This window comes from Pseudomonas sp. Pseusp97, assembly GCF_047304025.1.
Classification (GTDB): domain Bacteria; phylum Pseudomonadota; class Gammaproteobacteria; order Pseudomonadales; family Pseudomonadaceae; genus Pseudomonas.
Genome location: NZ_JBGLYK010000006.1, coordinates 1 through 24,872, shown reverse-complemented (window position 1 = coordinate 24,872; position 24,872 = coordinate 1). Strand labels below are relative to the sequence as shown.

At 66.1% G+C, this 24,872-nt stretch carries 20 protein-coding genes; 11 read left to right on the top strand and 9 right to left on the bottom strand.

Translation table 11 applies throughout. The features are described from left to right. Nucleotides 1-278: 278 nt before the first annotated feature. Together ACCC94_RS02450 and ACCC94_RS02445 are read left to right on the top strand one after the other, a co-directional pair. Nucleotides 279-1,568, top strand: a complete 1,290-nt coding sequence (locus ACCC94_RS02450) for an MFS transporter (RefSeq protein WP_413347880.1) — start codon at nt 279-281, stop codon at nt 1,566-1,568. Between the two features lie 124 nt (nt 1,569-1,692). Then, nucleotides 1,693-2,244 (top strand): GNAT family N-acetyltransferase, encoded by a 552-nt coding sequence (locus ACCC94_RS02445; protein ID WP_017521434.1) that lies wholly within the window; start codon nt 1,693-1,695, stop codon nt 2,242-2,244. Between the two features lie 25 nt (nt 2,245-2,269). Here the strand turns inward: ACCC94_RS02445 and ACCC94_RS02440 are convergent, their stop codons facing one another. Further along, a complete protein-coding gene (locus tag ACCC94_RS02440; protein ID WP_413347879.1) occupies nt 2,270-3,643 on the bottom strand; it encodes a M16 family metallopeptidase in 1,374 nt (457 codons plus the stop codon). Between the two features lie 207 nt (nt 3,644-3,850). On the opposite strand from ACCC94_RS02440, the gene ACCC94_RS02435 reads away from it, so the two are divergent. Continuing rightward, complete coding sequence (locus ACCC94_RS02435; RefSeq protein ID WP_413347878.1) at nt 3,851-4,807, top strand: NAD-dependent epimerase/dehydratase family protein; 957 nt, start codon at nt 3,851-3,853, stop codon at nt 4,805-4,807. Nucleotides 4,808-4,889: 82 nt separating this feature from the next. Here the strand turns inward: ACCC94_RS02435 and ACCC94_RS02430 are convergent, their stop codons facing one another. Together ACCC94_RS02430 and ACCC94_RS02425 are read right to left on the bottom strand one after the other, a co-directional pair. After that, nucleotides 4,890-5,924 carry an AraC family transcriptional regulator gene (locus ACCC94_RS02430; protein WP_413347877.1) on the bottom strand — a complete coding sequence of 345 codons (1,035 nt, stop codon included), beginning with the start codon at nt 5,922-5,924 and terminating at the stop codon, nt 4,890-4,892. 97 nt (nt 5,925-6,021) lie between these two features. Further along, nucleotides 6,022-7,746 carry a Na/Pi cotransporter family protein gene (locus tag ACCC94_RS02425; protein ID WP_413347876.1) on the bottom strand — a complete coding sequence of 575 codons (1,725 nt, stop codon included), beginning with the start codon at nt 7,744-7,746 and terminating at the stop codon, nt 6,022-6,024. Between the two features lie 338 nt (nt 7,747-8,084). On the opposite strand from ACCC94_RS02425, the gene ACCC94_RS02420 reads away from it, so the two are divergent. Continuing rightward, nucleotides 8,085-9,392, top strand: a complete 1,308-nt coding sequence (locus ACCC94_RS02420; protein ID WP_413347875.1) for a PQQ-dependent sugar dehydrogenase — start codon at nt 8,085-8,087, stop codon at nt 9,390-9,392. Nucleotides 9,393-9,411: 19 nt separating this feature from the next. Next, nucleotides 9,412-9,885: an LEA type 2 family protein gene (locus tag ACCC94_RS02415; protein WP_413347874.1), complete on the top strand. Its 474-nt coding sequence runs from the start codon at nt 9,412-9,414 to the stop codon at nt 9,883-9,885. An 85-nt stretch (nt 9,886-9,970) separates the two neighbouring features. Here ACCC94_RS02415 and ACCC94_RS02410 read toward each other — a convergent pair whose 3' ends face one another. From ACCC94_RS02410 to ACCC94_RS02395, 4 genes are all read right to left on the bottom strand, one after another. Further along, nucleotides 9,971-10,729 (bottom strand): TerC family protein, encoded by a 759-nt coding sequence (locus ACCC94_RS02410; protein WP_192294445.1) that lies wholly within the window; start codon nt 10,727-10,729, stop codon nt 9,971-9,973. A gap of 17 nt (nt 10,730-10,746) precedes the next feature. Next, on the bottom strand, nt 10,747-12,051 hold the full coding sequence (locus tag ACCC94_RS02405) for a CitMHS family transporter (protein ID WP_413347873.1): 1,305 nt from the start codon (nt 12,049-12,051) through the stop codon (nt 10,747-10,749). Between the two features lie 426 nt (nt 12,052-12,477). Then, on the bottom strand, nt 12,478-13,452 hold the full coding sequence (locus ACCC94_RS02400; RefSeq protein ID WP_413347872.1) for an AEC family transporter: 975 nt from the start codon (nt 13,450-13,452) through the stop codon (nt 12,478-12,480). A gap of 79 nt (nt 13,453-13,531) precedes the next feature. After that, nucleotides 13,532-15,925 (bottom strand): carbohydrate-binding family V/XII, encoded by a 2,394-nt coding sequence (locus ACCC94_RS02395; protein ID WP_413347871.1) that lies wholly within the window; start codon nt 15,923-15,925, stop codon nt 13,532-13,534. Between the two features lie 319 nt (nt 15,926-16,244). Here ACCC94_RS02395 and ACCC94_RS02390 point away from each other — a divergent pair, with 319 nt between their 5' ends. The 4 genes from ACCC94_RS02390 to ACCC94_RS02375 all read left to right on the top strand — a co-directional run bounded on the left by ACCC94_RS02390 (nt 16,245) and on the right by ACCC94_RS02375 (nt 20,780). Then, nucleotides 16,245-17,219, top strand: a complete 975-nt coding sequence (locus ACCC94_RS02390; protein ID WP_413347870.1) for an ABC transporter substrate-binding protein — start codon at nt 16,245-16,247, stop codon at nt 17,217-17,219. A 55-nt stretch (nt 17,220-17,274) separates the two neighbouring features. After that, nucleotides 17,275-18,081 (top strand): ABC transporter permease, encoded by an 807-nt coding sequence (locus tag ACCC94_RS02385; RefSeq protein ID WP_088420737.1) that lies wholly within the window; start codon nt 17,275-17,277, stop codon nt 18,079-18,081. Next, entirely contained in the window at nt 18,069-18,902 is an 834-nt protein-coding gene (locus tag ACCC94_RS02380) for an ABC transporter ATP-binding protein (protein ID WP_413347869.1), read from the top strand. The genes ACCC94_RS02385 and ACCC94_RS02380 overlap by 13 nt, the downstream gene beginning before the upstream one ends. Nucleotides 18,903-19,151: 249 nt before the next feature. Next, nucleotides 19,152-20,780, top strand: a complete 1,629-nt coding sequence (locus ACCC94_RS02375; RefSeq protein WP_413347868.1) for a GMC family oxidoreductase — start codon at nt 19,152-19,154, stop codon at nt 20,778-20,780. 268 nt (nt 20,781-21,048) lie between these two features. Here ACCC94_RS02375 and ACCC94_RS02370 read toward each other — a convergent pair whose 3' ends face one another. Together ACCC94_RS02370 and ACCC94_RS02365 are read right to left on the bottom strand one after the other, a co-directional pair. Further along, a complete protein-coding gene (locus ACCC94_RS02370; protein ID WP_413347867.1) occupies nt 21,049-21,519 on the bottom strand; it encodes a DUF1348 family protein in 471 nt (156 codons plus the stop codon). Nucleotides 21,520-21,966: 447 nt separating this feature from the next. Then, nucleotides 21,967-22,926 (bottom strand): GlxA family transcriptional regulator, encoded by a 960-nt coding sequence (locus tag ACCC94_RS02365; RefSeq protein ID WP_413347866.1) that lies wholly within the window; start codon nt 22,924-22,926, stop codon nt 21,967-21,969. A gap of 227 nt (nt 22,927-23,153) precedes the next feature. Between ACCC94_RS02365 and ACCC94_RS02360 the strand changes: the two genes are divergently transcribed. Together ACCC94_RS02360 and ACCC94_RS02355 are read left to right on the top strand one after the other, a co-directional pair. Further along, nucleotides 23,154-24,092 carry a choline ABC transporter substrate-binding protein gene (locus ACCC94_RS02360; protein ID WP_413347865.1) on the top strand — a complete coding sequence of 313 codons (939 nt, stop codon included), beginning with the start codon at nt 23,154-23,156 and terminating at the stop codon, nt 24,090-24,092. Nucleotides 24,093-24,165: 73 nt separating this feature from the next. Next, the coding region (locus ACCC94_RS02355) for a 3-keto-5-aminohexanoate cleavage protein (RefSeq protein WP_413347864.1) at nt 24,166-24,872 on the top strand (707 nt) is incomplete at its 3' end.

Genomic DNA, 24,872 nt, shown 5'->3' with positions numbered 1-24,872 from the left:
TTGTTTAAGTAATCAACAAGTTTGAGATGTAATTTGAATATGTTTGGATAAGTGCGACTCCGTTCGCTGAATTCGTCTATCCGACGAGTGGTAGCGAAGCTTTCGCGAAGCTTTCAAATCCACTAAATATGGACCTTCCAGCCATTTTCCGATTGTCGAGCCGGTCCTTTTACACATAGGGTTACAAATAATTTCCTGTCCAGAAGCTGCCTGCCGCGGACAGGGACCGTCGATTTCCCCTGGGAAATCTCCGTGTAACAGCCCTGAGTGATGTTCTTATGGCCTCGAACAATTCCAAAGCCAAAGCCGTCTTCCGCGTGGTGAGTGGCAACTTCCTCGAGATGTACGACTTCATGGTGTATGGCTTCTACGCCACCGCCATTGCCAAGACCTTCTTTCCCGGTGACGACCCCTTCGCCTCGCTGATGCTGTCGCTGGCGACCTTTGGCGCCGGATTCCTGATGCGCCCGCTGGGCGCCATCTTCCTCGGCGCGTACATCGACCGGCACGGCCGCCGTCAGGGGCTGATCATCACCCTCGGCCTGATGGCCATGGGCACCCTGCTGATCGCCTTTGTACCGGGCTATGCCACGCTCGGCGTGGCGGCGCCGCTGCTGGTGCTGTTCGGCCGGCTGCTGCAGGGCTTCTCCGCCGGCGTGGAGCTGGGCGGCGTGTCGGTTTACCTCGCGGAAATCGCCACTCCCGGCAAGCGCGGCTTCTTCGTCAGCTGGCAGTCGGCGAGCCAACAGGTGGCGGTGGTCTTCGCCGGCCTGCTGGGCGTGATCCTCAACCACTGGCTGAGTCCCCAGGACATGGGCGAGTGGGGCTGGCGCGTGCCGTTCTTCGTCGGTTGCCTGATCGTCCCGGCGCTGTTCATCATTCGCCGTTCGCTGGAGGAAACCCCCGAATTCCAGCAACGCAAGCATCGCCCCACGCTGAGCCAGGTACTGCGCTCCATCGGCCAGAACTTCGGCCTGGTGCTGGCCGGCACCGCCATGGTGGTGATGACCACCGTGTCCTTCTACCTGATCACCGCCTACACCCCGACCTTCGGCAAGAACGAACTGCACCTGTCGGACTTCGACAGCCTGCTGGTGACCATGTGCGTGGGCCTCTCCAACTTCCTCTGGCTGCCGCTGATGGGCGCCGTCTCCGACCGCGTCGGGCGCAAGCCGTTGCTGCTGGCCGCCACCGTGCTGGCGCTGGTGACGGCCTACCCGATGCTGTCCTGGCTGGTGGCCGAGCCGAGCTTCGCGCGCCTGCTGGAAGTGGAGCTGTGGCTGTCCTTCCTCTATGGCAGCTACAACGGCGCCATGGTCGTTGCGCTCACCGAAGTCATGCCGGCGGACGTGCGCACCACCGGTTTCTCCCTGGCCTACAGCCTGGCGACCGCGACCTTCGGCGGCTTCACCCCGGCGGTCTGCACCTGGCTTATCCACACCCTGGACAACAAGGCCGCGCCGGGCATCTGGCTCAGCGGCGCGGCAGCCCTCGGCCTGCTCGCCACCCTGGTGCTGTTCCGCAAGGGCGCTCGCGTGCGCGCCGGAGCGCTCTCTGCCAGCGCCTGAGGGACGCTGCGACGTTCTGTCCCAGTACGGTTCCGGGCGGCATTGACCCAAGTCAGGCTCGCCCGGCACCCGCGGGAGAAGGATAGGGTCATCCCAATCCCTCTTCGCCAGCGGAGAACGCGTCATGATCACCCACACTACAGCCGAGCTCGCAGCCCTCGGGGCTGTTGGCGCCGATCACTGGATAGAAACCCTCGAAGACGGCAGCCACGTGCTGATCCGTCCGTTGCGCGCGGAAGACCGCGAGCGCGAACGTCTGTTCCTCGAGCGCCTGTCCCCCATGACCCGCAAGTTCCGCTTCCATGGCGAAGTGAAGATCGATGATCGCCTGCTCGACCGCCTGATGGATGTGGATTATCAGACCACCATGGCCTTCATCGCCCTGACCCATGTGGATGGCGAGCTGCGCGAAGTCGGCATCAGCCGCTACGCGGCTGTGGATAACCAGCAGTGCGAATGCGCTGTCACCATCGCCGACGAATTCAAGCAACTGGGCCTGGACGTCGCGCTGATGCGCCACCTGATCGATGTGGCCAAGCGCAATGGCTTCCACCAGATGTACTCGATCGATTCGTCCATGGACCGCGACATGCGCGACATGGCGCGCGAGCTCGGCTTCCGCGCCCAGATCGACCCGGACGATTCCTGCCAGGTCATCCGCCGCCTCGCACTCTGAAGCCTGAAGGCGTCCCGACGGGGTGTCAGCCCCGTCGGCGCCACAGCGCCAGCCCCAGCAGCCCCGCCAGCAACGCCGCGCCCAACCCCGCCAGCGGGTAGACCATGTCGTCATCCAGCAGCGGTTTCTCGATGCGCAGATAACCGTCGTCCTTGAACAGCTGCTTCGCCACGTCGTTGGCATGAGCCAGGCTGACCTTCGCCAGGCGCTTGTCCTCGTCGGGGAACCTGCCGTCGTCGAAGTCCGCCAGCGCACCCCAGTAGTAATCCGCCAGCGTCGAATTGCCCGGCGTGCTCCAGGCCAGTTGCGCCCGCGCCACGCGCTGGATGCGAGCGAAGCGCTGCGGGTCGAGGCCGTCCTGGCGGATCTTCTCCACCAGCTCCCTCAAGGCCTTTTGCGCCGCTTGCTGCTCGTCCCGCTCGACATTCGCATTGAGGCTCATGAAACCCTGGTTGGCCCAGGCGGTGCGTTCGCTCCAGGGGCCGTAGGACAGCTCGCGGCGTACGCGCAGCTCGGTATACAGCGCGTCGTTCAGGTAGGCCTGCAGCAGGTCCAGCGTGGCGCCATCGGCATCCTCGGGCTCGGGGAATATCCAGTGCAGCACCGCGCTTTCGCCGAACAACCCGGTGGTCAGGCTGCGCTGGCGCTCGGCGTTGTTCTTCATCTGCGGCAGCTCGCGACGTTCCGGCGTGTCGTGGTCGACCAGGGCGCCGTAGGTGCGGCCCAGGTAGACCGGCAGGCGCGGGTCGAGGTCACCGACGATGATCAGGGTCATGTTGCTGGGGACATACCAGTCCTTGCGCAGCTGCTCCAGCTGGGCCTGGGTGAGGTTATCCACAGGTGCGCGCTCATCGCAGGCGAGTCCCAGCTCCACCGCCAATTGTTCCTGGCCGGCGCGGCTGACGTTCTGGTGGTCCAGCCAGCGCTGCAAGTGCGAATAGTGGCCGCCGTCCTCGCGCACCAGCACCTGCTTCGCGGAGTCGATCCTGCGCTGGTCGAGCCGGGTGCGGGTGATGATCTCCAGCAGCAGGTCGAGCACCTGGCGCTGGGTCGCGGCGGGGGATTCGACCACGAAGGCCGTGTCGCCCTCGCTGGTGAAGGCATTCCACTGGCCGCCCAGGGACTGCATGCGCGCTTCCAGGTCGGCCTCGTCGCCACCGTCCAGGCCACTGAAGAACAGGTGTTCCATCAGGTGGGGAAGCTGCCGCTCGCGGCAGCTGAAGTCGCTGAAGCCGACGCCGACGATCAGCCGGATCGACACGTGGCCCTTTTCACGGGTGGGCTTGAACAGAACACCCATGCCGTTCTGCAGCTGATAGGCCTCGACCGTCTGCCGCTGGTCGGCATGGGACAGGGCGCTGAGCAGCAGGGATAACAGGGGGACGAACAACCAACGCATGAGCGGTGTGCCTGAACGCAAAGCCGTGAGGATAGCGGATTGACCGGCACGAACCCACCGCGTTCAACCTTTGTCGGGTGGCGTGTTCGGTCATGGCGGCTGTCCCGCAGGATCACTGTTGTCGCCGGGCCGCGCCACTACGCTCAGATCATCTACCCTCACTGATGGACCTGTTGTTCGCTCCGCCCGGGGCGATCTGGAGGCTACATGCGTGTCCTGATCACCGGCGCCGCAGGGTTTCTCGGCCAGAGCCTGCTCAGTGAGCTTGCCGTCCAGCACCTGGACTGGACGCTCATTGCCGCCGACATGCAGCGGATCAAGTCCCAGGGACTGCGACCGAACATCGAGCCGGTCACGCTGGACCTGAGCGTCGCCGCGCACACGCGAGCCTGCGTGGAACACTGGAAGCCCGATGCGATCGTGCACCTGGCCGCGGTGGTCAACCCGCCGCGGGAAATGACGGCGCAGAAACGCCACTCGATCGAGGTCGGCGGCACCCGCGCACTGATCGAGGCGGCGCGCGATACCGGGGTGCAGCAACTGATAGTCACCAGCTCCGGCGCAGCTTATGGCTTCCACCGCGACAACGCCGAGTGGATCGACGAGTCGCAACCGCTGCGCGGTCATCCGCACCTGCTGCACGCGCGCTGCAAGCAGGAAATCGAGCAGTTGCTGGCCACCGCGCGGGAGCGTTATCCACAGCTCAAGCAACTGGTTCTGCGTCCCGGGACCATCCTCGGAAGGCGTGTGCATAACCCCTTGGCGGAGCTGTTCGCGCGGCCCACCCTGGTGGGCGTGCTGGGGCATCGCAGCCGCTTCGTGTTCATCTGGGACCAGGACGTGGTCAATGTCATTCGCCAGGGACTGGAGCGTGGCAGCGAGGGTATCTACAACCTTGCCGGCGATGGGGCGCTGTCCCTGCGCGAGATCGCCGGGCTGCTCAACAAGCCGTATCGCCCCATGCCGGCCAGCCTGATGCGCATGGGCCTGGGGCTGCTCAAGCCGCTGGGGTTGTCGCGTTTCGGTCCCGAGCAGGTGGACTATCTGCGCTACCGGCCGGTGCTCGACAACCGCCGCTTGAAGGAAGAGTTCGGCTATGAACCGCGCTACTCCAGTCGCGAGGCCTTCCTGGCCTATCTCGCCGCGCGGGGGCCGCACGGCTGAGGAGCCTGGGGATATCCTGTCGACAAGTCTGTTGAAAACCTCGTCGGACTTCGGCCCTGAGCGGGCCCCGCAGCGATGCCGCCTAACTACCTGATCGTCGCCGCTGCTGGCGATATTCGCCCGGCGTCAGCCCCGTCCAGTGGCGGAAGGCGCGGAAGAATACGCTGGGCTCGGAATAGCCGAGCAGGGCGGCGATATCCGTGGCGGGCAGGTTGCCTTCACCCAGATAGCGTTCCGCCAGCTGGCGCCGGGTCTCCGCCAGTAGCTGTTGATAACTGCTGCCTTCCTCCGCCAGTCGGCGCTGCAAGGTACGTTCGCTCAGGCCCAGCTCGTCGGCTATCGCCGCGCGGCCGGGTTCGCCGCGGGCCAGCTGTTCACCGAGCAGCGCAACCACCCGGCCACTGATGCTCGCGCTGGGCAGCTTGGCGAGCAGGCCTTCGGCGTGCTGGCGCAGCAGGTCGCGCAGCGGAGGGTTGGCTTGCGGCAGGGGAGCGTCGATGAGCGACTTGGGCAGCCCCAGGGCGTAGTCCGGCGCATCGAACTGCAGCGGGCAATCGAAAGCCTTTTCGTAGTCCGCGAGCGTTTCCGGCCGGCTGTGCATGAAACGGCAACCGGCCAGTTGCAGGCCGCTGAGCAGGGCGCGCAGCTGCCGTGCCCAGAATCCCAGCAGCGCCAGGGCGCGGGCGCGGGTGGCGGGCGGTTCAGGGTTCAGCGGTCGGTAACTCACCCAGATGACCTCGGCCTGGGCCTCGATGGCTACGTGGCCGCCTTCGCCCACCAGGCGCTGGTAGCGCATGGCCGATTCGAGGGCGTCACCCATCGTGGTGCTCGACTGCAGCAGGAAGCCCAGCGCGCTGAACGACGCCGGCGACAGCGCACGGCCCATGGCGAGTCCGGGCTCGTCGTGCGCCAGGTCGGTCTGGATCACCTGCCACATGCGCTCCTGCAACGCGAAGTCGATGCGCGCGTCCGGGTCGGCGAGCTGGGATTCCTGGATGCCGCTGGCAGCCAGCAGTGCGTCGCGGTTCAGGCCGAGACGCACAGCCGCCAGCAGGATGGCCTGGGTCAGGCTGGCGCTGACCGAGGGAGGGCGTTGAGAGTGAGTGCATGCTTCCATGGCGGCGGATTCTGCCCGAACCCTGGGCGTCGTGATATCAGGACTTTGCAGGGGTTGGCGACGGTTCTGACAGAACGCTCGCTCAACCCCTCGGCCATCAACCCGTCGCGCTGGAGCCGGGGGAAGCCGGCCGCTGATGATCCTGTGCCGCTTCGATTTCGCGTTCGACGAAATCCTCGTCTTCCACAGGGTCACCGATTGCCGAACTGCTGGCATCGGGGTTGTCCAGAACAGCATAGGCGATGGCGCAGAACAGCGAGTTCAAGCGCTTCATGTCGCTGATCAGGTCCAGGTGCAGCGAGCTGGTCTCGATGCTCTGCACCACCTGCTGGCGCAGACGGTCGACGTGGGAGTGGGCGAAGCGTCGTTCCTGCAGGCGGAAACGCTGCTTGGCGCGGCGCAGGCGCCGGGCGCCCTCCTGGTCGCCATTGAGGAACACCGACAGCGACAGGCGCAGGTTCGACAGCAACTGGCCGTGCAGCACGGTGATCTCCTCCAGGCCGTGATCGGAGAAGGAGCGGCTGCGCGAGGTCTTCTTGTCCTGCACCGCGCCGAGCATATGCTCGATGATGTCGCCGGCCTGCTCGAGGTTGATCGCCAGTTCGATGATCTCCGCCCAGCGACGGCTGTCCGCCTCGCTCAGGTCCTCGCGGGGCATGCGCGCCAGGTAGAGCTTGATCGCGGTGTAGAGCGCGTCGACGTCATCGTCCAGCTTGCGGATCTGCTTGCCCAGCAGCGGATCGCCGCTGTGGATGACCTGCATCAGGTTGTTCAGCATCTGCTCGACGATATCGCCCATGCGCAGGGTCTCGCGCACCGCGTTGACCAGCGCCAGGCTCGGCGTGTCCAGCGCCGCCGGATCGAGATGGCGCGGGCGCACGGTATCTTCCGGGGAGTGGCGGTCGGGCATGATGCGCGTGCAGAAGGCGGCCATCTGCCCGGTCAGCGGCAGGCAGGCCAGGCAACGGGTGGCGTTGTAGAGCACGTGGAAGGCGATCACCAGTTCGGCGGTGCTGAACTGCCAGTGGTCGATCCAGCCAGCCAGCGGGCCCACCAGCGGCAGTACCAGCGCGCAGCCGGCGACCTTGAACAGCAGGCTGCCCAGCGCTACGCGGCGGCCGGCGGCGTTCTGCGAGGAGGCGCTGATCATCGCCAGGATGCCGCTGCCCAGGTTGGCGCCGACCACCAGGCACAGCGCGACCTTCAGCGAAATCACCTTGGACGCCGCCAGCGTCGCGGTGAGCAGCACGGCGGCCAGGCTGGAATAGGAAATCATGGCGAACAGCGCGCCGGTCAGGGCGTCGAGCATGACGTCGCCGGTGAGGCTGGAGAACAGCACCTTCACGCCCTTGGCCTGGGTCATGGGCTCGGCCGCGGCAACGATCAATTGGAGCGCGAGGATGATCAGCCCCAGGCCGATGAACACCCGGCCGATCTGACCGAGCCGCGTCTGTTTGCGGCCGAGGAAGAAGATCACCCCGAAGAAAATCAGCAGCGGCGACAGCCAGGACAGGTCCAGCGTCAGCACCCGCGCCATCAGCGCCGTGCCGACGTCGGCGCCGAGCATGATCGCCAGCGCCGGAGCCAGGGCCATCAGCCCGGTCGCGACGAATGAAGTGGCCAGCAGCGCCGTGGCGTTGCTGCTCTGTACCAGCGCAGTGACGCCAATGCCGGCGGCGAAGGCCAGTGGGCGTTTTTCCACGCTGCGGCTGAGGATTTTTCGCAGGTTACTGCCGTAGACCCTGAGGATGCCGGTGCGGACGATATGTGTGCCCCACACCAACAGGGCAACGGCAGAGAGCAGATCGAGCAGTTTGAGCATGTCGGGCCCCCTCGCACTCAAGCGGGCCCGTTGGCGATGCGTCCGTCGACGGACCCTGTAACGACCTCGCCCGCGGCTCCGTACGGACAGCGCGGAGGGCCGAGCAGGACACGGCAACGCTCAGGCGATTGTCACAAGACTGTCATGGTAGACCCTCGTTCTTCCCTGAGGGTTCGCCAAATCGCTGATTTGCCGAGACTCCTGTCTGTCAGTAAAGCCGATCAGAACCGGAAGCGAGAGCCTTTGCGTCGGTTATTTCGCACGGAACGGCGGACGGTAATGTCTAGACTGCCTGTCCATTTGCCGAAGAAACCCACCACAGGCCGAGGAGAAGTCCCATGCGTTGGTCGTTCCCCCTGCTGGTCGCACTGGCGCTTGCCGGTTGCGGCGAAAAATCCGCCCTGCCCTTCACCGCCGGCACCGGGCCGCAGCCGCAGCTGCCGGAACCGCAGAGCAGCCTGCTGCCCACCGTCAACGTCGCCACGGCCACCGGCTGGCCGGTCGACCAGACGCCCCGCGCGGCCGAAGGCCTGGAAGTACAGCGCTTCGCCGACAAGCTCGAACATCCGCGCTGGCTCTACGTGCTGCCCAATGGCGACGTGCTGGTGGCGGAGAGCTCCGCACCGCCGAAGGAAGAATCCGAAGGCATCAAGGGCTGGGTGGCCGGAAAGATCATGGCCAAGGCCGGCTCGCAGGTGCCCAGCGCCAACCGCATCACCCTGTTGCGCGATGCCGACGGGGACGGTGTGCCGGAGCAGCGCAGCGTGCTCCTGCAAAGGCTGTTCTCCCCATTTGGCATGGCCCTTGTGGATAACTGGCTGTACGTTGCCAATGCCGACGCGGTGGTGCGCTTCCCGTACAGGACGGGCGACACCACCATCAGCGCCAGGGCCGAGAAGGTCGTCGACCTGCCGGGCGGGCCGATCAATCACCACTGGACCAAGAATATCCTCGCCAGCCCCGATGGCCGCTATCTCTACGCCACCGTCGGTTCCAACAGCAACGTCGGCGAGAACGGCCTGGATGCCGAGAAGAATCGTGCAGCGATCCTGCAGATCGACCTGTCCAATCGCAATGTCCGCCTCTACGCCTCCGGGCTGCGCAACCCCAATGGCCTCGGCTGGGAGCCGAACAGCGGCGCCCTGTGGACAGCGGTGAACGAGCGCGACGAATTGGGCAACGACCTGGTGCCCGATTACATGACCTCGGTGAAGGACGGCGGCTTCTACGGCTGGCCCTGGAGCTATTACGGCCAGCATGTGGATAAGCGCGTCGAGCCGCCGCGCCCGGACATGGTGGAAAAGGCGCTGGTGCCCGACTATGCCCTCGGCGCTCACACTGCCTCCCTGGGCCTTGCCTTCTATCAGGGCAGCCTGCTGCCGGAGCGCTATCGTGGCGGGGTATTCATCGGCCAGCATGGTTCGTGGAACCGCAAGCCGCGCAGCGGCTATCAGGTGGTATTCATCCCCTTCGGCGGCGGAAAACCCAATGGCCAGCCGGTGACCGTGCTGGACGGTTTCATCAACGACAAGGACGAAGCCATGGGCCGGCCGGTGGGCGTCGCTGTGGATAAGTTCGGTGGACTGCTGGTCGCCGACGATGTGGGCAATACGGTGTGGCGCTTGCGGCCGGCTACCGTGAAGTGAAATCGGCAAAGGAAAGGATATGGCCATTATTCGACGCGTCACCCTGATAGCCCTGCTGCTGGCGCTGGGCGCCTGCAGCAGTCTTTTTGGCACACGTGATCCGTTGCGCATCGATCTGGTCGGCCTGGAGCCCGCGACCGGGCAGGGCATGGAGGCGCGCTTCACCGTCAAGCTGCGGGTGCAGAATCCCAATGACCAGGCCATCGACTACAACGGAATCGCCCTGGACCTCGCGGTGAACGGCCAGCCGCTGGCCAGCGGGGTAAGCGACGCCAGCGGCCAGGTGCCGCGCTTTGGCGAAAAAGTGATCAGCGTGCCGGTGAGCATCTCGGCGTTCTCCGCCTTCCGCCAGGCCTGGGGCCTGTCCGGCGGGCCGCCGCGCCAGGGCATGCCCTACGAGATCAACGGCAAGCTGGCCGGCGGGCTGTTCGGCACGGTGCGTTTCAACGACAAGGGCGTGCTCAACTGGCCGGAGCCGGTTGCACGCCCTTGACGGTTTCGCTGAGCAACTGTGGATAAAAAAACCGGGCTGCACCAGCCCGGTTTTTTATTCGAAGCCTGTGGATAGTTGCTGTGGACTATTGCCCCGGAATGTCCTTGCGCAGCTTTACCGGGTCTTCCTTCTTGCCGCGCGCGGTGCGCATGCGGATGTTCAGCGCTTCCACCGCCAGCGAGAAGGCCATGGCGAAGTAGACGTAGCCCTTGGGCACGTGGACTTCGAAGGCTTCGGCGATCAGCACGGTGCCGACCACGATGAGGAAGGACAGCGCGAGCATCTTCAGCGACGGGTGCTTGTCGATGAAGTCGCTGATGGCGCCGGCCGCGAGCATCATCACCAGTACCGCGACGACAATGGCCGCGACCATCACCGGCACGTTGGAGACCATGCCCACGGCGGTGATCACCGAGTCCAGCGAGAACACGATGTCGATGATGGCGATCTGGATGATGGTGCCGATGAAGCCACCCATCACGCTCTTGGGTTCGCCCTCGGCTTCGTCCTCGCCTTCCAGCCCGTGGAAGATCTCGCTACTGCTTTTCCACAGGAGGAACAGGCCGCCGAAGAACAGGATCAGGTCGCGTCCGGAGATGCCCTGGCCGAACACCTGGAACAGGTCTGCGGTGAGGCGCATGACCCAGGTGATCGAGAGCAGCAGCAGGATGCGCGTGACCATTGCCAGCGCCAGCCCGAAGAAGCGCGTGCGCGGCTGCATGTGCTTGGGCATGCGGCCGACCAGGATGGAAATCATGATGATGTTGTCGATGCCCAGGACGATCTCCAGGGCAGTCAGGGTGAAGAACGCAATCCAGATTTCAGGGCTGGTCAGCCATTCCATTTGAGCGGTACTCGAAGTCAGTCGTTGAAGAGAGGGAAGAGGCCCAGCAGCAGCGCCGCGGCGAGGATCGCCAGGCACACCAGCACGGCCCACCGGAGGGTGAAGCGCTGGTGGTCGCCGAAGTCCACCTTGGCCAGCCCCACCAGCAGGTAGGTGGAGGGCACCAGCGGGCTGAGCAGATGCACCGGCTGGCCGACGATGGAGGCGCGGGCCATTTCCACCGGGCTGATGCCGTACTGCGCGGCGGCCTGGGAGAGTACCGGGAGCACGCCATAGTAGAAAGCGTCATTCGACATGAAGAAGGTGAACGGCATGCTCACCAGCGCGGTGATGGTCGCCAGGTACGGCCCCAGCGCCGGCGGGATCACCGCCAGCAGGCTCTTGGACATGGCTTCGACCATGCCCGTTCCGGAAAGAATCCCGGTGAAGACCCCGGCGGCGAAGATCAGCGAGACCACCGCGAGGACATTCTCGGCGTGGGCGCCGATGCGCTTCTTCTGCTCGATGATGCAGGGATAGTTCACGATCATCGCGATGCCAAAGGCAATCATGAAGAGAACCGGCATCGGCAGCAGGCCAGCGATCAGGGTGCCCATCAGGGCCACCGTGAGCACGGCGTTGAACCACAGCAGCTTCGGTCGGCGCGCTTCAGGAAACTGCGAGACGCTGACCTCGGCCATCGCCTCGTGGTCGGTGGGCAGGTGCAGTTCGCCCAGGCGCGCGCGCTCGCGTTTGCCGTAGACCCAGGCCAGGCCGAAGATCGCCGCGATGCCGGCGAGCATGGCCGGGATCATCGGCACGAAGATGTCCGCCGGGTCCACGTGCAGGGCGCTGGCCGCGCGGGCGGTCGGGCCGCCCCAGGGGGTCATGTTCAGCACGCCGCTGGAGAGCATGATCAGACAGGCCATCAGCAGCGGGCTCATGCCCAGCCGGCTGTACAGCGGCAGCACGGCAGCCACGCAGATCATGTAGGTGGTCGAGCCGTCGCCATCCAGCGAGACGATCATCGCCAGCGCGGCGGTACCCATCGAAACCTTCAGCGGGTCGCCCTTGACCAGCCGGAGGATGCGCCGCACCGCCGGGTCGAACAGCCCGGAGTCGATCATGATGGCGAAGTAGAGAATGGCGAACATCAGCATCACGCCGGTCGGCGCCAGGGTGCGGATGCCGTCCAGCATCATCGGCCCCAGCCCCTTGGCGAAGCCGCCGAGCAGGGCGAAGGCGATCGGCACCAGGATCAGCGCGATCAGCGCCGACAGACGCTTGGTCATGATCAGGAACATGAAGGTCGCCACCATGGCGAAGGCGAGGAAAGTCAGCATGGGGATAACTCCGGTCGACGCAGGGGATCAGCCGCGGCTGTGGATAAGCACGCGCGGCGTGGACGGAGTGAGGGCGGACAGGAGCAGGAAACGGGGCATGGCAATCACCGATTGTTGTTTTTGTACGCTGCGCGAACGCAGGTCCGGCCGGGAGGACCGAGGCGGCGATGCTAGGGGGTCAAGCTTTCAGCAGGCTTTCGCAGGTGATGACCGCTGATCGATGGGCGTTTCTGTAGGAGCGAGCTTGCTCGCGAACCGACGTCGGTTCTGTGGGTAAGTGCCTTCTTGCAGGCGGAACACTTTGCAGGATGGCGTGGAGCGCAGCGATACCCATCGATTCGGCACGCGGACAGCATGGGTATCGCAAGCTCCACCCATCCTACCGAGGCACTCACTGGCCCATCGGGCAGCCGAGCGTAGCCAGAATCAGGCCAGCGCCTGAATCAGCCCCATCACCAGAAGCAGGCTGGCGCCGGCCAGCAGCGTCTGCAGGGTGATGATCCCGGCCATCAGCCCACTTTCGCCGCCCAACTGACGGGTCAGCACGTAGGCGGTCGGGGCGGTGGGCAGGGCGAAGAACAGCACCAGCAGTGCGCTTTCCAGCGCTGGCAGGGCCAGCAGGCGGGCGAGGGCGAAGGCCAGCAGCGGCATGGCCAGCAGGCGGATCGCGCAGTTCCAGCCCAGCGCCGAGGCTTCTGCGCGCAGTTCCTGCGGCTGCAGCGCGGCGCCGACGCAGAGCAGGCCCAGCGGCAGGCTGGCAACCGCGAGCAGGTTGAACAGCCGGTCGGTGCCGCCGGGCAGGCCGATGCCCGTCACGTTGAGCAGGGCGCCGGCGACGCAGGCGAGGATCAGCGGGTTCTTCACGATGGGCAGCAGCAGCGCGCGCAGGCTGATGCCGCGCTCGGCGGTCAGCGCCCACACCGACATCACATTCACCGTCGGCACCATCAGCGCCAGCATCAGCGCGGCCAGCGTCAGCCCCGGCTTGCCATACAGGCTGCCGACAGCGGCGAGCCCCAGGTAGGTATTGAAGCGCAGTACGCCCTGGGCGATGGCGCCGAAGCGCGCGGCGTTCCAGCCACGCAGGCGCTTGACGATCAGCAGGGCGATCCAGGCGATGCCCAGGCCCAGCACCACCGCCAGCGCCTGGCGCGCGAGGCCCGGGTCGTTCAGCGGTGCGCTGGCCAGGCTGCTGGCCAGCAGCGCGGGGAACAGGATGAAGTAGTTGAGCCGCTCCGCCGCCGGCCAGAAGGCGTCGCCGGGGAAGCCTCGGCGGCGTAGCACGAAGCCGCCGACGATCAGCGCGAACAACGGCCAGAGGGCCTGGAACAGAGCGGTCACGGCAACCCCGCGATGGTGGTGGGTGCGGGCATCATGCCGAGAGCGTGCAGGGAAGGGCAAGGCCTGTGGGTAAGTTTACGACCTCGCCCGGAGCGGTTTTCCACAGCCACGGGCGCTGTGGAAAACCTTGTCCACAGACTCAGCGACGCAAGCCGCCTCCGCCGAAATGGCCACCGCCGAAATGCCCGCCACCGAAGCCGCCGCCGCTCCACTGGCGCTGGGTCTGGCTGAAGCGCTGCTGGCCGATCTGCCGCGACTGGTACTGCTGGTCCAGCTGGCTGCGGACATTGGCCTGGTTCTGCTGCACCGGTTGCCAGCCGTTGCTGGTGTGCTGCTGCCAGCCGTTGTCGGTGTGCTGATAGACGTTGCCGTCGTGGCCGGCATAGACGTCGCCATTCTTCCAGGCCACGGCGTTGCCGGTGCGCCGGTTGTAGCTGATGCCCTGGTTCTGCCGGTCATAGCTGTCGCGCCCTTCGTCCACGTCGCCGGAGACACCGCGTTCGGCGATGGTGGTGCGTCCGGTCTGGGCATTGTGGGTGGCAACCTGGCGTCCCGCGACGAAGTCACCGCTGTCGGTATGTGCGGCCACCCCGCTGCGGCCCGCGCCGGAGATGCCGGTGGATGCGTTGGAGAAGGAGCCGCGCCGGCCAGCGGCGGCGTCATCGCTGTACGGGTTGAAGGCAGCCCCGCGGGCGCCTTCGTAGTGCGTGCCGGTGCGCGGGTTGTAGCCCACCGCCGAGCTGCCCTGCCACTGGGTGCCGGTCCAGCCGTTGTAGCCGTAGGCGTGGGTGACCGTGCCCTGGCCCCAGCGGCCGTAGAAGTTCGCCTGGTTGACGTTGGCGTAGCTCCAGCCTCCGTGCGGGTAGGGGCCCCAGTACGGACCCCAGTAGGGTTCCGGAGAACCCCAGTAGGCGCCCGCCGCGTAACCGAAGGCGAAGCCGGTCAGCGCGCCCACGGCGAAGCCCGCGCCATAGCCATAGGTGGGCGGATAGCCGTAGTACACGGTCTGGCTGACATAGGCCGGATAGGTGTAGCCGGTCCCGTAGACCACCGTGCCGTCGCTGTTCACCACCACGCCCAGGTAGCCGGGCGTGTAGCCCACCACCACGGTCTGCGGGGTGACCGAGTAGATGTGCACGTAGGTCACGTAGTACACCGGCGAGCTGGGCGGGATGCCGTAGATCGCTGCCGGCACCTCGGTCGCCACCTGCCACGGGCCGGTGGGGCTGGGGGCGACGAACCAGACGCCGTTGGTGACGGCGAAGAACTGGTTGGACGCGACCTCGATCACCGGCGTCGGCGTGTTCACCGCGTACTGCAGGCTGGTGCCGCTGATGGGCTGGAAGCTGGGCGCGCCGTCGTAGCTGACCTTCATGGTCGCCTTGCTGCGCGAGACAGACGCCGTCTGCGGAATGCTCGCGGCGATGGCCGCTTCCTTGGCCTGCGGCGTGCCGGGCACCGACACCAGCACGTTGGCCTTCGGGTCCTTGGGCGAGATCTTCGCGAAGTCGGCGGGCAGGTCCTTGCCCTCGACGAACTGCCACGGGCCTTTTTCGCCGGGCCCGCTGAACCAGCGTCCGGAGAGCAGCACATACCAGGTGTTGTGGGTCGGATCGACGAACACCGCATGGTCGGCATTCTGCATGGTCAGCAGGCTGACACCGTCCACCGGCTGCATCTGCGGGGTGCCGTCGCTGACGATCAGTTCGGTGGGCCGGGTGGCGACCAGGATTGCCGGCGCCTTACCGGGCGCCTTGCCGTCTTTGGGCAATAGAGCATCTACCGGGCCGGCCTTCTCCGCCAGCTGTTGCGCGTTGAGCAGCGCCCTGGGCGGCTGGCTCAGCACCAGCCAGCTGCCATCCAGCGCCTGCGCCGTGAACCAGTTGCCGGCGGCATTGAGGTAGTGGTTGCCCTGGGCATCGCGCAGGATCAGCACGCGGCTGTTGAGTACACGCTGGAAGTCGCTGCCGGGCAGCGCCTGCCAGTTCGGCTGGCCGTCGATCATCACCAGCACAGTCGGGCTCGCGGCGAAGACGATCTGTGGCGCGTCGTTCTTCACTGCCACGTGGCGCAACTGGTCGAGCTGCTGGTTCACCGCGTAGCTGGCCTGCAGCTCATCGAGGGAGACGGTCAGGCCATCCTTGGGCAGCCGTGCTACCAGTGCGTCGCGCACCTTGCCGGCGCTGTCCGGGGCGGTAGGCACTTCCACCTTGTCGATACGCAGGTCGGTGAGCTGCACCAGCCCCGTGGCCTTGTCGATGGCGGCGGCGGCGGAGAACTGCGTCACTCCGTAAGTCGGCGCGCCGTTGGCCGGGCCGACGGCGATGGCCGCGCGACCGCTCATGCGGGTGCCGTCCCAGCCCTCGATCTGCGGCTGGAAGATCTGCACGTGCTGCTCGCCCAGGGCGAAGTCCCGCGGCCATTTAAGCTCGGTGACGGCAGGGGCCTGGGGATCGGCGGCGAAGGAGAGAGCGGGGTGCAGCGACAGCCCGATGGCGAGCGCCAGGGCGGACAGAACGGGACGTAAAGCCATGCTGGAAACCTTCCTTGAGGAGAGCTGCGTTCAACCTTAGTGCAGCGCGAAACAACCCGCGCGTGTTCGAGCTCTCCCCTGCGCCATGCTGGTGCAATTTCGCCGGCAAGGCAGCTTTTTCTTATGGCGCAACGACATATTTAATAATTTTCCGAGCCTCCCGCTTCGGCGACCATCGGTCTGTCAGACATGTCGCGAGACAAAGCCTTCAGACGCAAGGGCCACAGAGCCTAACGCCGCCCATGTCCCGGTTTTACCGGCCTCCTGGCCACTGCCGCAGTAAATCAACAAAAAAGCCAAACGGCTGTGGGAGTGCTTCATGATCAAGTCCTTGCTCGTGCGTTCCATCGCGTGTTCCACCCTGGCTCTCGCCGCCGTGACTGGCGCCCAGGCCGGCACCCTGTCCATCGGCCACACCACCTGGGTCGGCTACGGCACCCTGTACCTCGCCCGTGACCTGGGCTACTTCAAGGAGCAGGGCCTGGACCTGCAGCTGACCACCATCGAGGAAGCCTCGATGTACATGGCAGCCCAGGCCTCCGGCCAGCTGTCCGGCTCCGCTTCCACCATCGACGAAATCCTCAAGTACCGTCCCAAGTTCTGCTTCAAGGCCGTGGCCGCGCTGGACGACAGCCATGGTGGCGACGGCGTGCTGGTGGGCAAGGACGTCACCTCGCTGGCCCAGCTCAAGGGCCAGGAAGTCGCGGTCAACGAAGGCTCCGTCTCGCAGTTCTGGCTGGCCTACCTGCTCAAGCACGCCGGCATGAGCATGAGCGACATCAAGGTGCAGAACATGACCGCCGATGACGCCGCCAGCGCCTTCATCGCCGGCCGCGTACCCGCCGCCGTGACCTGGGAGCCGCATCTCTCGCTGGTGCGCGAGAAGCAGCAGGGCAAGGTGCTGGTGGACAGCTCCACCACCCCCGGCGTGATCGTCGACGTGGTCGCGCTCAACTGCGACGTCATCGAGAAGCAGCCCGAGGACGTGAAGGCCCTGGTGAAAGGCCTGTACAAGGCCGTGCAATACACCAGGGAGCACCCGGACGAGGCCTACGCGATCATGGCCAAGGGTGTCGGCGGCTACCTCGCCGATCCCAAGGCCCTGGCCGATGCGGCGAAGGGCGTGCGCTTCTACGACAAGGCGATGAGCGAGCAGCTCATCGGCACCCCCGGCAAGCCCGGCGACATCAAGGGTCTGATCCGTCTCGCCAACGAGACCTGGAGCGGCCTGCAGGGCAAGCGCCTGGAAGTCAGCTACGACGACCTGGTCGACCCGCGCTTCGTCTCCGAGTAACCGTCTCTCTTGTCCCCGCGGGCGGCCTGGCGCCGCTCGCCTGGAGGAATCCGCGATGCCTCGTCGTTCGCAATCCTGGCTCAGCCGTTGCCTGACGCCCAAGGTCGACCTGCCGCTGAAGCTGGTCTGGTCCGCCGGCACCCTGTGCTGGCTGCTCGTGTTCGGCCTGTGGGCCGGGCTTTCCTATGGCGGCGTGGTGCCGGCGATGTTCCTGCCCACGCCGGACGCGGTACTCGCGGCCGGCGTGCGCCTGGCCAGCGACGGCACCCTCGCCACCCACGTGATGGCCAGCGTCAAGGTGGTGATGATCGGCTTCATCGTCTCCTCGCTGGTGGCCGTGCCGCTGGGGCTGCTGATGGGCAGCTTCCGCATCGTCCAGGCCTTCCTCGAACCGCTGGTGAACTTCATCCGCTACCTGCCGGTGACCTCCTTCGTGCCGCTGTTCATCCTGTGGATCGGCATCGGCCTGGAACAGCGCGTCACCGTGATCATCTTCGGCGTGTTCTTCCAGCAACTGGTGATGATCGCCGACGTCTCCCGCGGCGTCGCCAAGGACCTGGTGAACGCCTCCTACACCCTGGGCTGCAACCGCCGCGACGTGGTCCTCCACGTGCTCGGCCCGGCCTCGCTGCCCGGCGTGCTCGACACCCTGCGCGTGACCATGGGCTGGGCCTGGACCTACCTGGTGGTCGCCGAACTGGTCGCCGCCTCCAGCGGCCTGGGCTACATTAGCCTCAAGGCCATGCGCGGCTTCCAGGTCGACGTGATCTTCCTGGCGATCGCCATCATCGGCCTGCTGGGCCTGATCACCGACCAACTCTTCCGATTCATCCGACTGAAGGTGGCGTCATGGGCGCAGTAGCGATCAAGCAGGAAGAACCCGCCGTGACCGGCCAGCAAGCCGCCAACCCGGCCCGCCTGCGGGTGGAGAACGTCAGCCTGCGCTACCGCACGCCGGACGGCGGCACCTTCAGCGCGCTGGAGAACGTCTCCTTCGAGGTGCCGGACCAGCAGTTCGCCGTGATAGTCGGGCCATCGGGCTGCGGCAAGTCGAGCTTGCTGTACCTCACCGCCGGGCTGTCCGAGCCCAGCGAAGGTGACATCTACGTCGGCGGCCAGCTGGTGGACGGCCCCGGCGCCGACCGCGGCATGGTGTTCCAGAGCTACACCCTGTTCCCCTGGCTCACCGTGCGCCAGAACGTCGAGTTCGGCCTGAAGCGCCGCGGCATGGCGGCGGCCGAGCGCCGCGAGATAGTCGACTACTACCTCGACGAGGTCGGCCTGCGCCGCTTCGAGAACAACTACCCCAAGCAGCTTTCCGGCGGAATGATGCAGCGCGTGGCGATTGCCCGCGCGCTGGCCAACGACCCGCAGATCCTGCTGATGGACGAGCCCTTCGGTGCGCTCGACAGCCAGACCCGCATGCAGATGCAGCAACTGCTGCTGCGCGTGTGGGACCACAGCAAGAAGACCGTGGTGTTCGTCACCCACGACATCGACGAGGCCATTCTGCTGGGCGACCGCGTCTACGTCATGGGCGCTCGTCCCGGCCGCATCAAGCGCATCCTCGACGTGCCCATCGAGCGCCCGCGCTCGCTGGACATGGTCATGGACCGCCCGTTCATCGAGATGAAGCGCGAGATCCTCGGGTTGCTCCACGACGACCTGGAAGAAGCTCATTGAGACTCGGCGCCGCCCACCCTCACCTCAGCCCTCTCCGTGAGGAGGGGCCCCCTACGGAGCCCGGCTATTGCTGTAGTTAGCCGGCGAGCGCGGTGCTTTTCGCAGGAGCGAGCTTGCTCGCGAACCGCCCAACGCCGGACCTGCGGGTGAGTTTGTTCGCGAGCAAGCTCGCTCCTGCAGGTTGGGTGTTGTGGCGGTGTGTGAGCTTGCCCCTCAACCCATTCACGCCACACTCCAAAGGGAGCCCCAATGTCCTCCACCAACGACTCCACCTTCGACTACCTCATCGTCGGCGCCGGCTCCGCCGGCTGCGTGCTGGCCAACCGCCTGAGCGCCGACCCCTCCGTGCGCGTCTGCCTGCTGGAAGCCGGCGGCAGCGACGCCAGCCCGCGCGTGCAGACCCCGGCTGGCACCATCACCCTGTACAAGAGCAAGGTGTTCAGCTGGAACTTCCAATCCGCGCCACAGAAGCGCCTGAACAATCGTTCGCTGCACTGCCCGCGCGGCAAGGCCGTCGGCGGCTCCAGCTCGATGAACAGCATGATCTACATCCGTGGCCACGCCTCGGACTACGACCGCTGGGAAGCCGAAGGCTGCCCGGGCTGGGGCTGGAAGGACGTCCTGCCGTTCTTCAAGAAATCCGAGCGCAACCTGCTCGGCCAGGACCCGGCGCTGCACGGCACCCTGGGCGAACTGGTGGTGGACAAGCCGCGCGACCCCAACCCGCTGTCCAGCCTGTTCATCAGGGCCGGCGAGCGAATCGGCCTGCGCCGCAACGATGACTTCAATGGCCGCGAGTTCGAAGGCGTCGGCATCTACAACGTGACCCAGAAGAACGCTCGGCGCCTGAGCAGCTACCGCGCTTTCGTCGCGCCGCTGCAGCGGCCGAACCTCAGCGTGCTGACCGAGCGCCAGGTGGGCCGCCTGCTGCTCGAAGGCGAGCGCGTCACCGGCATCGAACTGCGCAGCGGCGAACGCCTGCTGGCGCGCCGCGAAGTGATCCTCTGCGCCGGCTCGCTCGGCTCGCCGCAGATCCTCCTGGCTTCCGGCATCGGCCCGGCCGAGGAGCTGAAGGCCGCCGGCATCCCGGTGCAACACGACCTGCCGGGCGTGGGCAAGAACCTCCAGGACCATCTCGACGGCCTGGTCACCGTGCGCTCGCCCAGCCCGCTGAGCCTGGGCTTTTCCCTCGGCTCGCTGGGGCAGATCCTGCTCTCGCCGTTCAAGTACCTGCTGGCGAAGAAGGGCTGGCTGACCACCAACTACGTCGAGGCGGGTGGCTTCGCGCGTACGCCGTTGGCGGACGGGCTGGCTGACGTGCAGTTCCACTTCGTGCCCGGCTACCGCAGCCACCGTGGCCGCCTGTTCGAATGGGGCCATGGCTACGCCGTGCACACCTGCGTGCTGCGGCCGAAAAGCATCGGCGAGCTGCGCGTGAAGTCCGGTGGCGACATCGAGATTGACTACAACTTCCTCGCCAACGAGGAAGATGGCCGCGTGCTGGTGGAAGGCGTGAAGCTGGCGCGCAGGATCCTCGCCCAGCCGGAGTTCGACAGCATCCGCGGCGCCGAGATGCTCCCCGGCCCGCAGGTGCAGACCGACGAACAACTGCTGGAGCACCTGCGCGAATACGCCGCCACCGTGTTCCACCCGGTGGGCACCTGCAGGATGGGTGAAGACCCGCTGGCGGTGGTCGACCTGCGCCTGCGCGTGCACGGCCTGAAGGGCCTGCGCGTGGTAGATGCGTCGATCATGCCCACGCTCATCAGCGGCAACACCAACGCGCCCTGCATCATGCTGGGCGAGCGTGCGGCGGCGATGATCCTGGAAGACAGCCGCATTTCTTCCACTACGCCCGCCCGGGCCGTTCCGGCCTGACATCGAGGGCGCCCTCCGGGCGCCTTTCGCGGACAAGGTCCGCTCCTACGGGAGCGCCGTGCGTGGCTGGCTGGATCGTAGGGCGAACAACCTGGAACAGGTTATCCGCCGGCGCGTTATGCGCCCTACGGTTGGGCGCTCCCACCGTCCCCGGGACGCTCATTCGTAGGATGGGTGGAGCTTGCGATACCCATCAGCGGACTTGCCGGTAATCGATGGGTATCGCTTCGCTCCACGCCATCCTACGGGCGTCCCTGTGGATAAGCTTCTACAGCCCCAGCTCACTCAACGACGGATGATCGTCCGGCCGGCGGCCCTGCGGCCAGTGGAACAGGCGTTCGTCCTCGCTGATCGGCAGGTCGTTGATGCAGGCGTGGCGCTCGAACATCAGGCCGTTCTCGTCGAAGGCCCAGTTCTCGTTGCCGTAGGAGCGGAACCAGTTGCCCGAGTCGTCGTGCCACTCGTAGGCGAAGCGCACGGCGATGCGATTCTCGGTGAAAGCCCAGAGTTCCTTGATCAGCCGATAGTGCTGCTCGCGCACCCACTTGCCGGTGAGGAACTGGACGATCTGCTCACGGCCCTGGACGAATGTCGCGCGGTTGCGCCAGCGGCTGTCCGGCGTGTAGGCCAGCGAGACGCGATGCGGGTCGCGGCTGTTCCAGCCGTCCTCGGCGAGGCGGACTTTCTGAATGGCGGTTTCGCGGGTGAAGGGCGGCAGCGGGGGACGGGCTTCGCTCATGGTGGTCTCCAGGGGCAGTGAGGGGTTGGGTGTCTGGTGTCCATACTCCGCCCGGTCCTTTGCAGGGTAAATGACGGCAATCCCACAGATATTGCCAATCGCTGCACGGAGTCATTGCTCTTCGTAGGAGCGAGCTTGCTCGCGAACAGACTTCACCGGCAGTCCCGTAGCTGAGCGGTTCGCGAGCAAGCTCGCTCCTACAGAATCGGCCTCGGCTATTCAGACGTGTAGGGCGCATAATCCTTAGGCGTTGTGCGCCCTACAGGATTGCACGGAGCCATTGCTCTTCGTAGGAGCGAGCTTGCTCGCGAACAGAATTCACCGGCAGTACCGTAGCTGGGCGGTTCGCGAGCAAGCTCGCTCCTACAAGGTCGATCGGGCAGTGGAGTTCCCTTTAGAAGCGCGCTATGCGCGCGATCACGAGCAGGACCCGCTACGACAGGGTTTTCAAGCCTTGGCCACCACCTTGCGCAACCCCACCCGGTCCTGGCTCGGGCACACGCCGAACTTCGCCCGGTAGCTGCGCGACAGGTACGAGGGCGTCTCGAAGCCGCAGGCCACGCCGACTTCCAGCACGCTCATGTCGGTCTGGCGCAGCAGCTGGCGCGCCTTGTCCAGGCGCAGGCCGAGGTAGAAGTTCGACGGCGTGTCGTTCAGGTGCAGGCGGAACAGGCGCTCCAGCTGGCGCCGGGTCACCTGGATGCACTCGGCCAGTTCCAGCGTGGTCAGCGGCGGCTCCGTATGGCGCTCCATCTCGCCGATCACCTGCACCAGCTTGCGGTTGCTCACCCCGTAGCGGCTGGCGATCTGCAGGCGCTGGTGGTCCTGGCGGGTGCGGATGCGTCCGACCACGAACTGCTCAGACACCTGCACCGCCAGTTCCGGCCCATGGGCCTGGGCGATCAGGTCGAGCATCAGGTCGATGGACGCGGTGCCGCCGGCGGAGGTGATGCGCGGCCCGTCGATCTCGAACAGTTCCTGGGTCGCCTGCACCTGTGGATAAGTCTCCCGGAAGGCCTCCAGCGCCTCCCAGTGCACCGTGCAGCGCTGGCGCTGCAGCAATCCTGCCTCGGCCAGCACGAAGCTGCCGGTGTCGATGCCGCCCAGAGTCACGCCCTCGCGATCCAGGCGCTTGAGCCAGTGCAGCAGCGCCGGGGTGCAGGCGCGCAGCGGTTCGAAGCCGGCCACCACCAGCAGCGTGTCGCCTTCGCGCAGCGCTTCCAGGCCGCTGTCGGCATTCATCGACATGCCGTTGCTGGCCAGCACCGGGCCGCCGTCCAGGCTCATCAGGTGCCAGCGATACAGCTCGCCGCGAAAGCGGTTGGCCACCCGCAGCGGCTCCACCGCGGAGACGAAACCCATCACGGAAAAACCGGGCAACAGCAGGAACCAGAAGTCTTGGGACATGGCGGGTACCGTGCGTCCTGAAGGCGGCTTGATGGCAGCGTGCCCACCCTTATGAACCAGGGACGTCGCCCTGGCAATCGGGGAGGTCGCTGCTGTGCAAGAGCTGGTCGCCGCAGTGCGATTCACCAGCCCCGCAGCTGCGTAACTTGATCACACAGCCCCCCGTGAGGGGCCGCATGACACACAACAACGATAACCAACGCCGCAAAGGCCTTGAGGGAGAAGTCATGAAGCTATCGATCCAAGCGCTCGGCTGTGCCGCGCTCATGCTCGCCGCCGGCAGCAGCTGGGCCGCCGAGCCCGCCCAGTGCCAGAACGTGCGCATGGGCACGGTGAACTGGACCGACGTGGTGGCCAGCAGTGCCGTGGCCGAGGCCGTGCTCGACGGCCTGGGCTACAAGGTCAAGCAGACCAGCGCCTCGCAGCAGATCATCCTCGCCGGCATGGCCGACAAGCAGCTCGACGTCTTTCTCGGCTACTGGCAACCGACCATGCAGCCGGTGGCCAAACCCTACCTCGACAAGCAGCAGATCGACGTGATTACCCCGCCGACGCTGCCCGATGCGCAGTCCACCTACGCCGTGCCGAAGTACGTCTACGACGGCGGCCTGAAGACCTTCGCCGACATCGCCAAGTTCAAGGACAAGCTGGGCAACAAGATCTACCTGATCGAGCCGGGCAGCGGCTCCAACCGTATCACCGCGGACATGATCGCCAAGGACAAGTTCGGCCTGAAGGGTTTCCAGATCGTCGAGTCCAGCGAGGCCGGCATGCTCACCGCGGTCAAGCGCGCCATCAAGCGCCAGCAGTGGGTGGTGTTCTTCGGCTGGAAGCCGCACCCGATGAACCTGCAGATCGACATGAAATACCTCACCGGCAGCGACGACGTGTTCGGTCCCGACGAAGGCTCCGCCACCGTCTCGATCATGACTGCCGGCGGCTACCAGGAGCAGTGCGGCAACGTCGCCAAGCTGCTGCACAACCTCAAGTTCACCAGCGAGCAGGTGAGCCAGGTGATGGTGCCGATCCTCGACCGCAGTCAGCCGGTGGACGCCGCCAAGGCCTGGCTGAAACAGAACCCCGAGCCGCTCAAGGCCTGGCTCGAGGGCGTGACCACCTTCGACGGCAAGGACGGCCTCGCCGCCGTCCAGGCCTCGCTGAAGTAACCCACTACCAGTAACTCCGTGCGCGTCGCCCGGCGCGCAGCGGGTTCGTTCGACCCGAAGAAGGACTGCCACCGTGAACTATGAAGTGATCGTCACCTGCGCGGTGACCGGCGCCGGCGACACCGTCGGCAAGCACCCGGCGATTCCCGTCACCCCGAAGGAAATCGCCGCCGCCGCCATCGAGGCCGCCAAGGCCGGCGCCACCGTCGCCCACTGCCACGTCCGCGACCCGCAGACCGGCAAGCCCAGCCGCGACGTGAACCTCTATCGCGAAGTGGTCGAACGCATCCGCGAGAGCGACACCGACGTCATCATCAACCTCACCGCCGGCATGGGCGGCGACCTGCAGATCGGCCAGGGCGAGCAGCCGCTGGAGTTCGGCGCCGGCACCGACCTGGTCGGCCCGCTGGAGCGCCTCAAGCACGTCGAGGAACTGCTGCCGGAAATCTGCACCCTGGACTGCGGCACCCTGAACTTCGGCGACGGCGACTTCATCTACGTCTCCACCCCGGCCCAGCTGCGCGCCGGCGCCAAGCGCATCACCGAGCTGGGGGTGAAGGCCGAGCTGGAAATCTTCGACACCGGCCACCTCTGGTTCGCCAAGCAGATGCTCAAGGAAGGCCTGCTGGAAGACCCGCTGATCCAGATCTGCCTCGGCATCCCGTGGGGCGCCCCGGCCGACACCACCACCATGAAGGCCATGGCCGACAACATCCCCGACGGCCTGACCTGGGCCGGCTTCGGCATCGGCCGCGCGCAGATGCCGATGGTCGCCCAGGC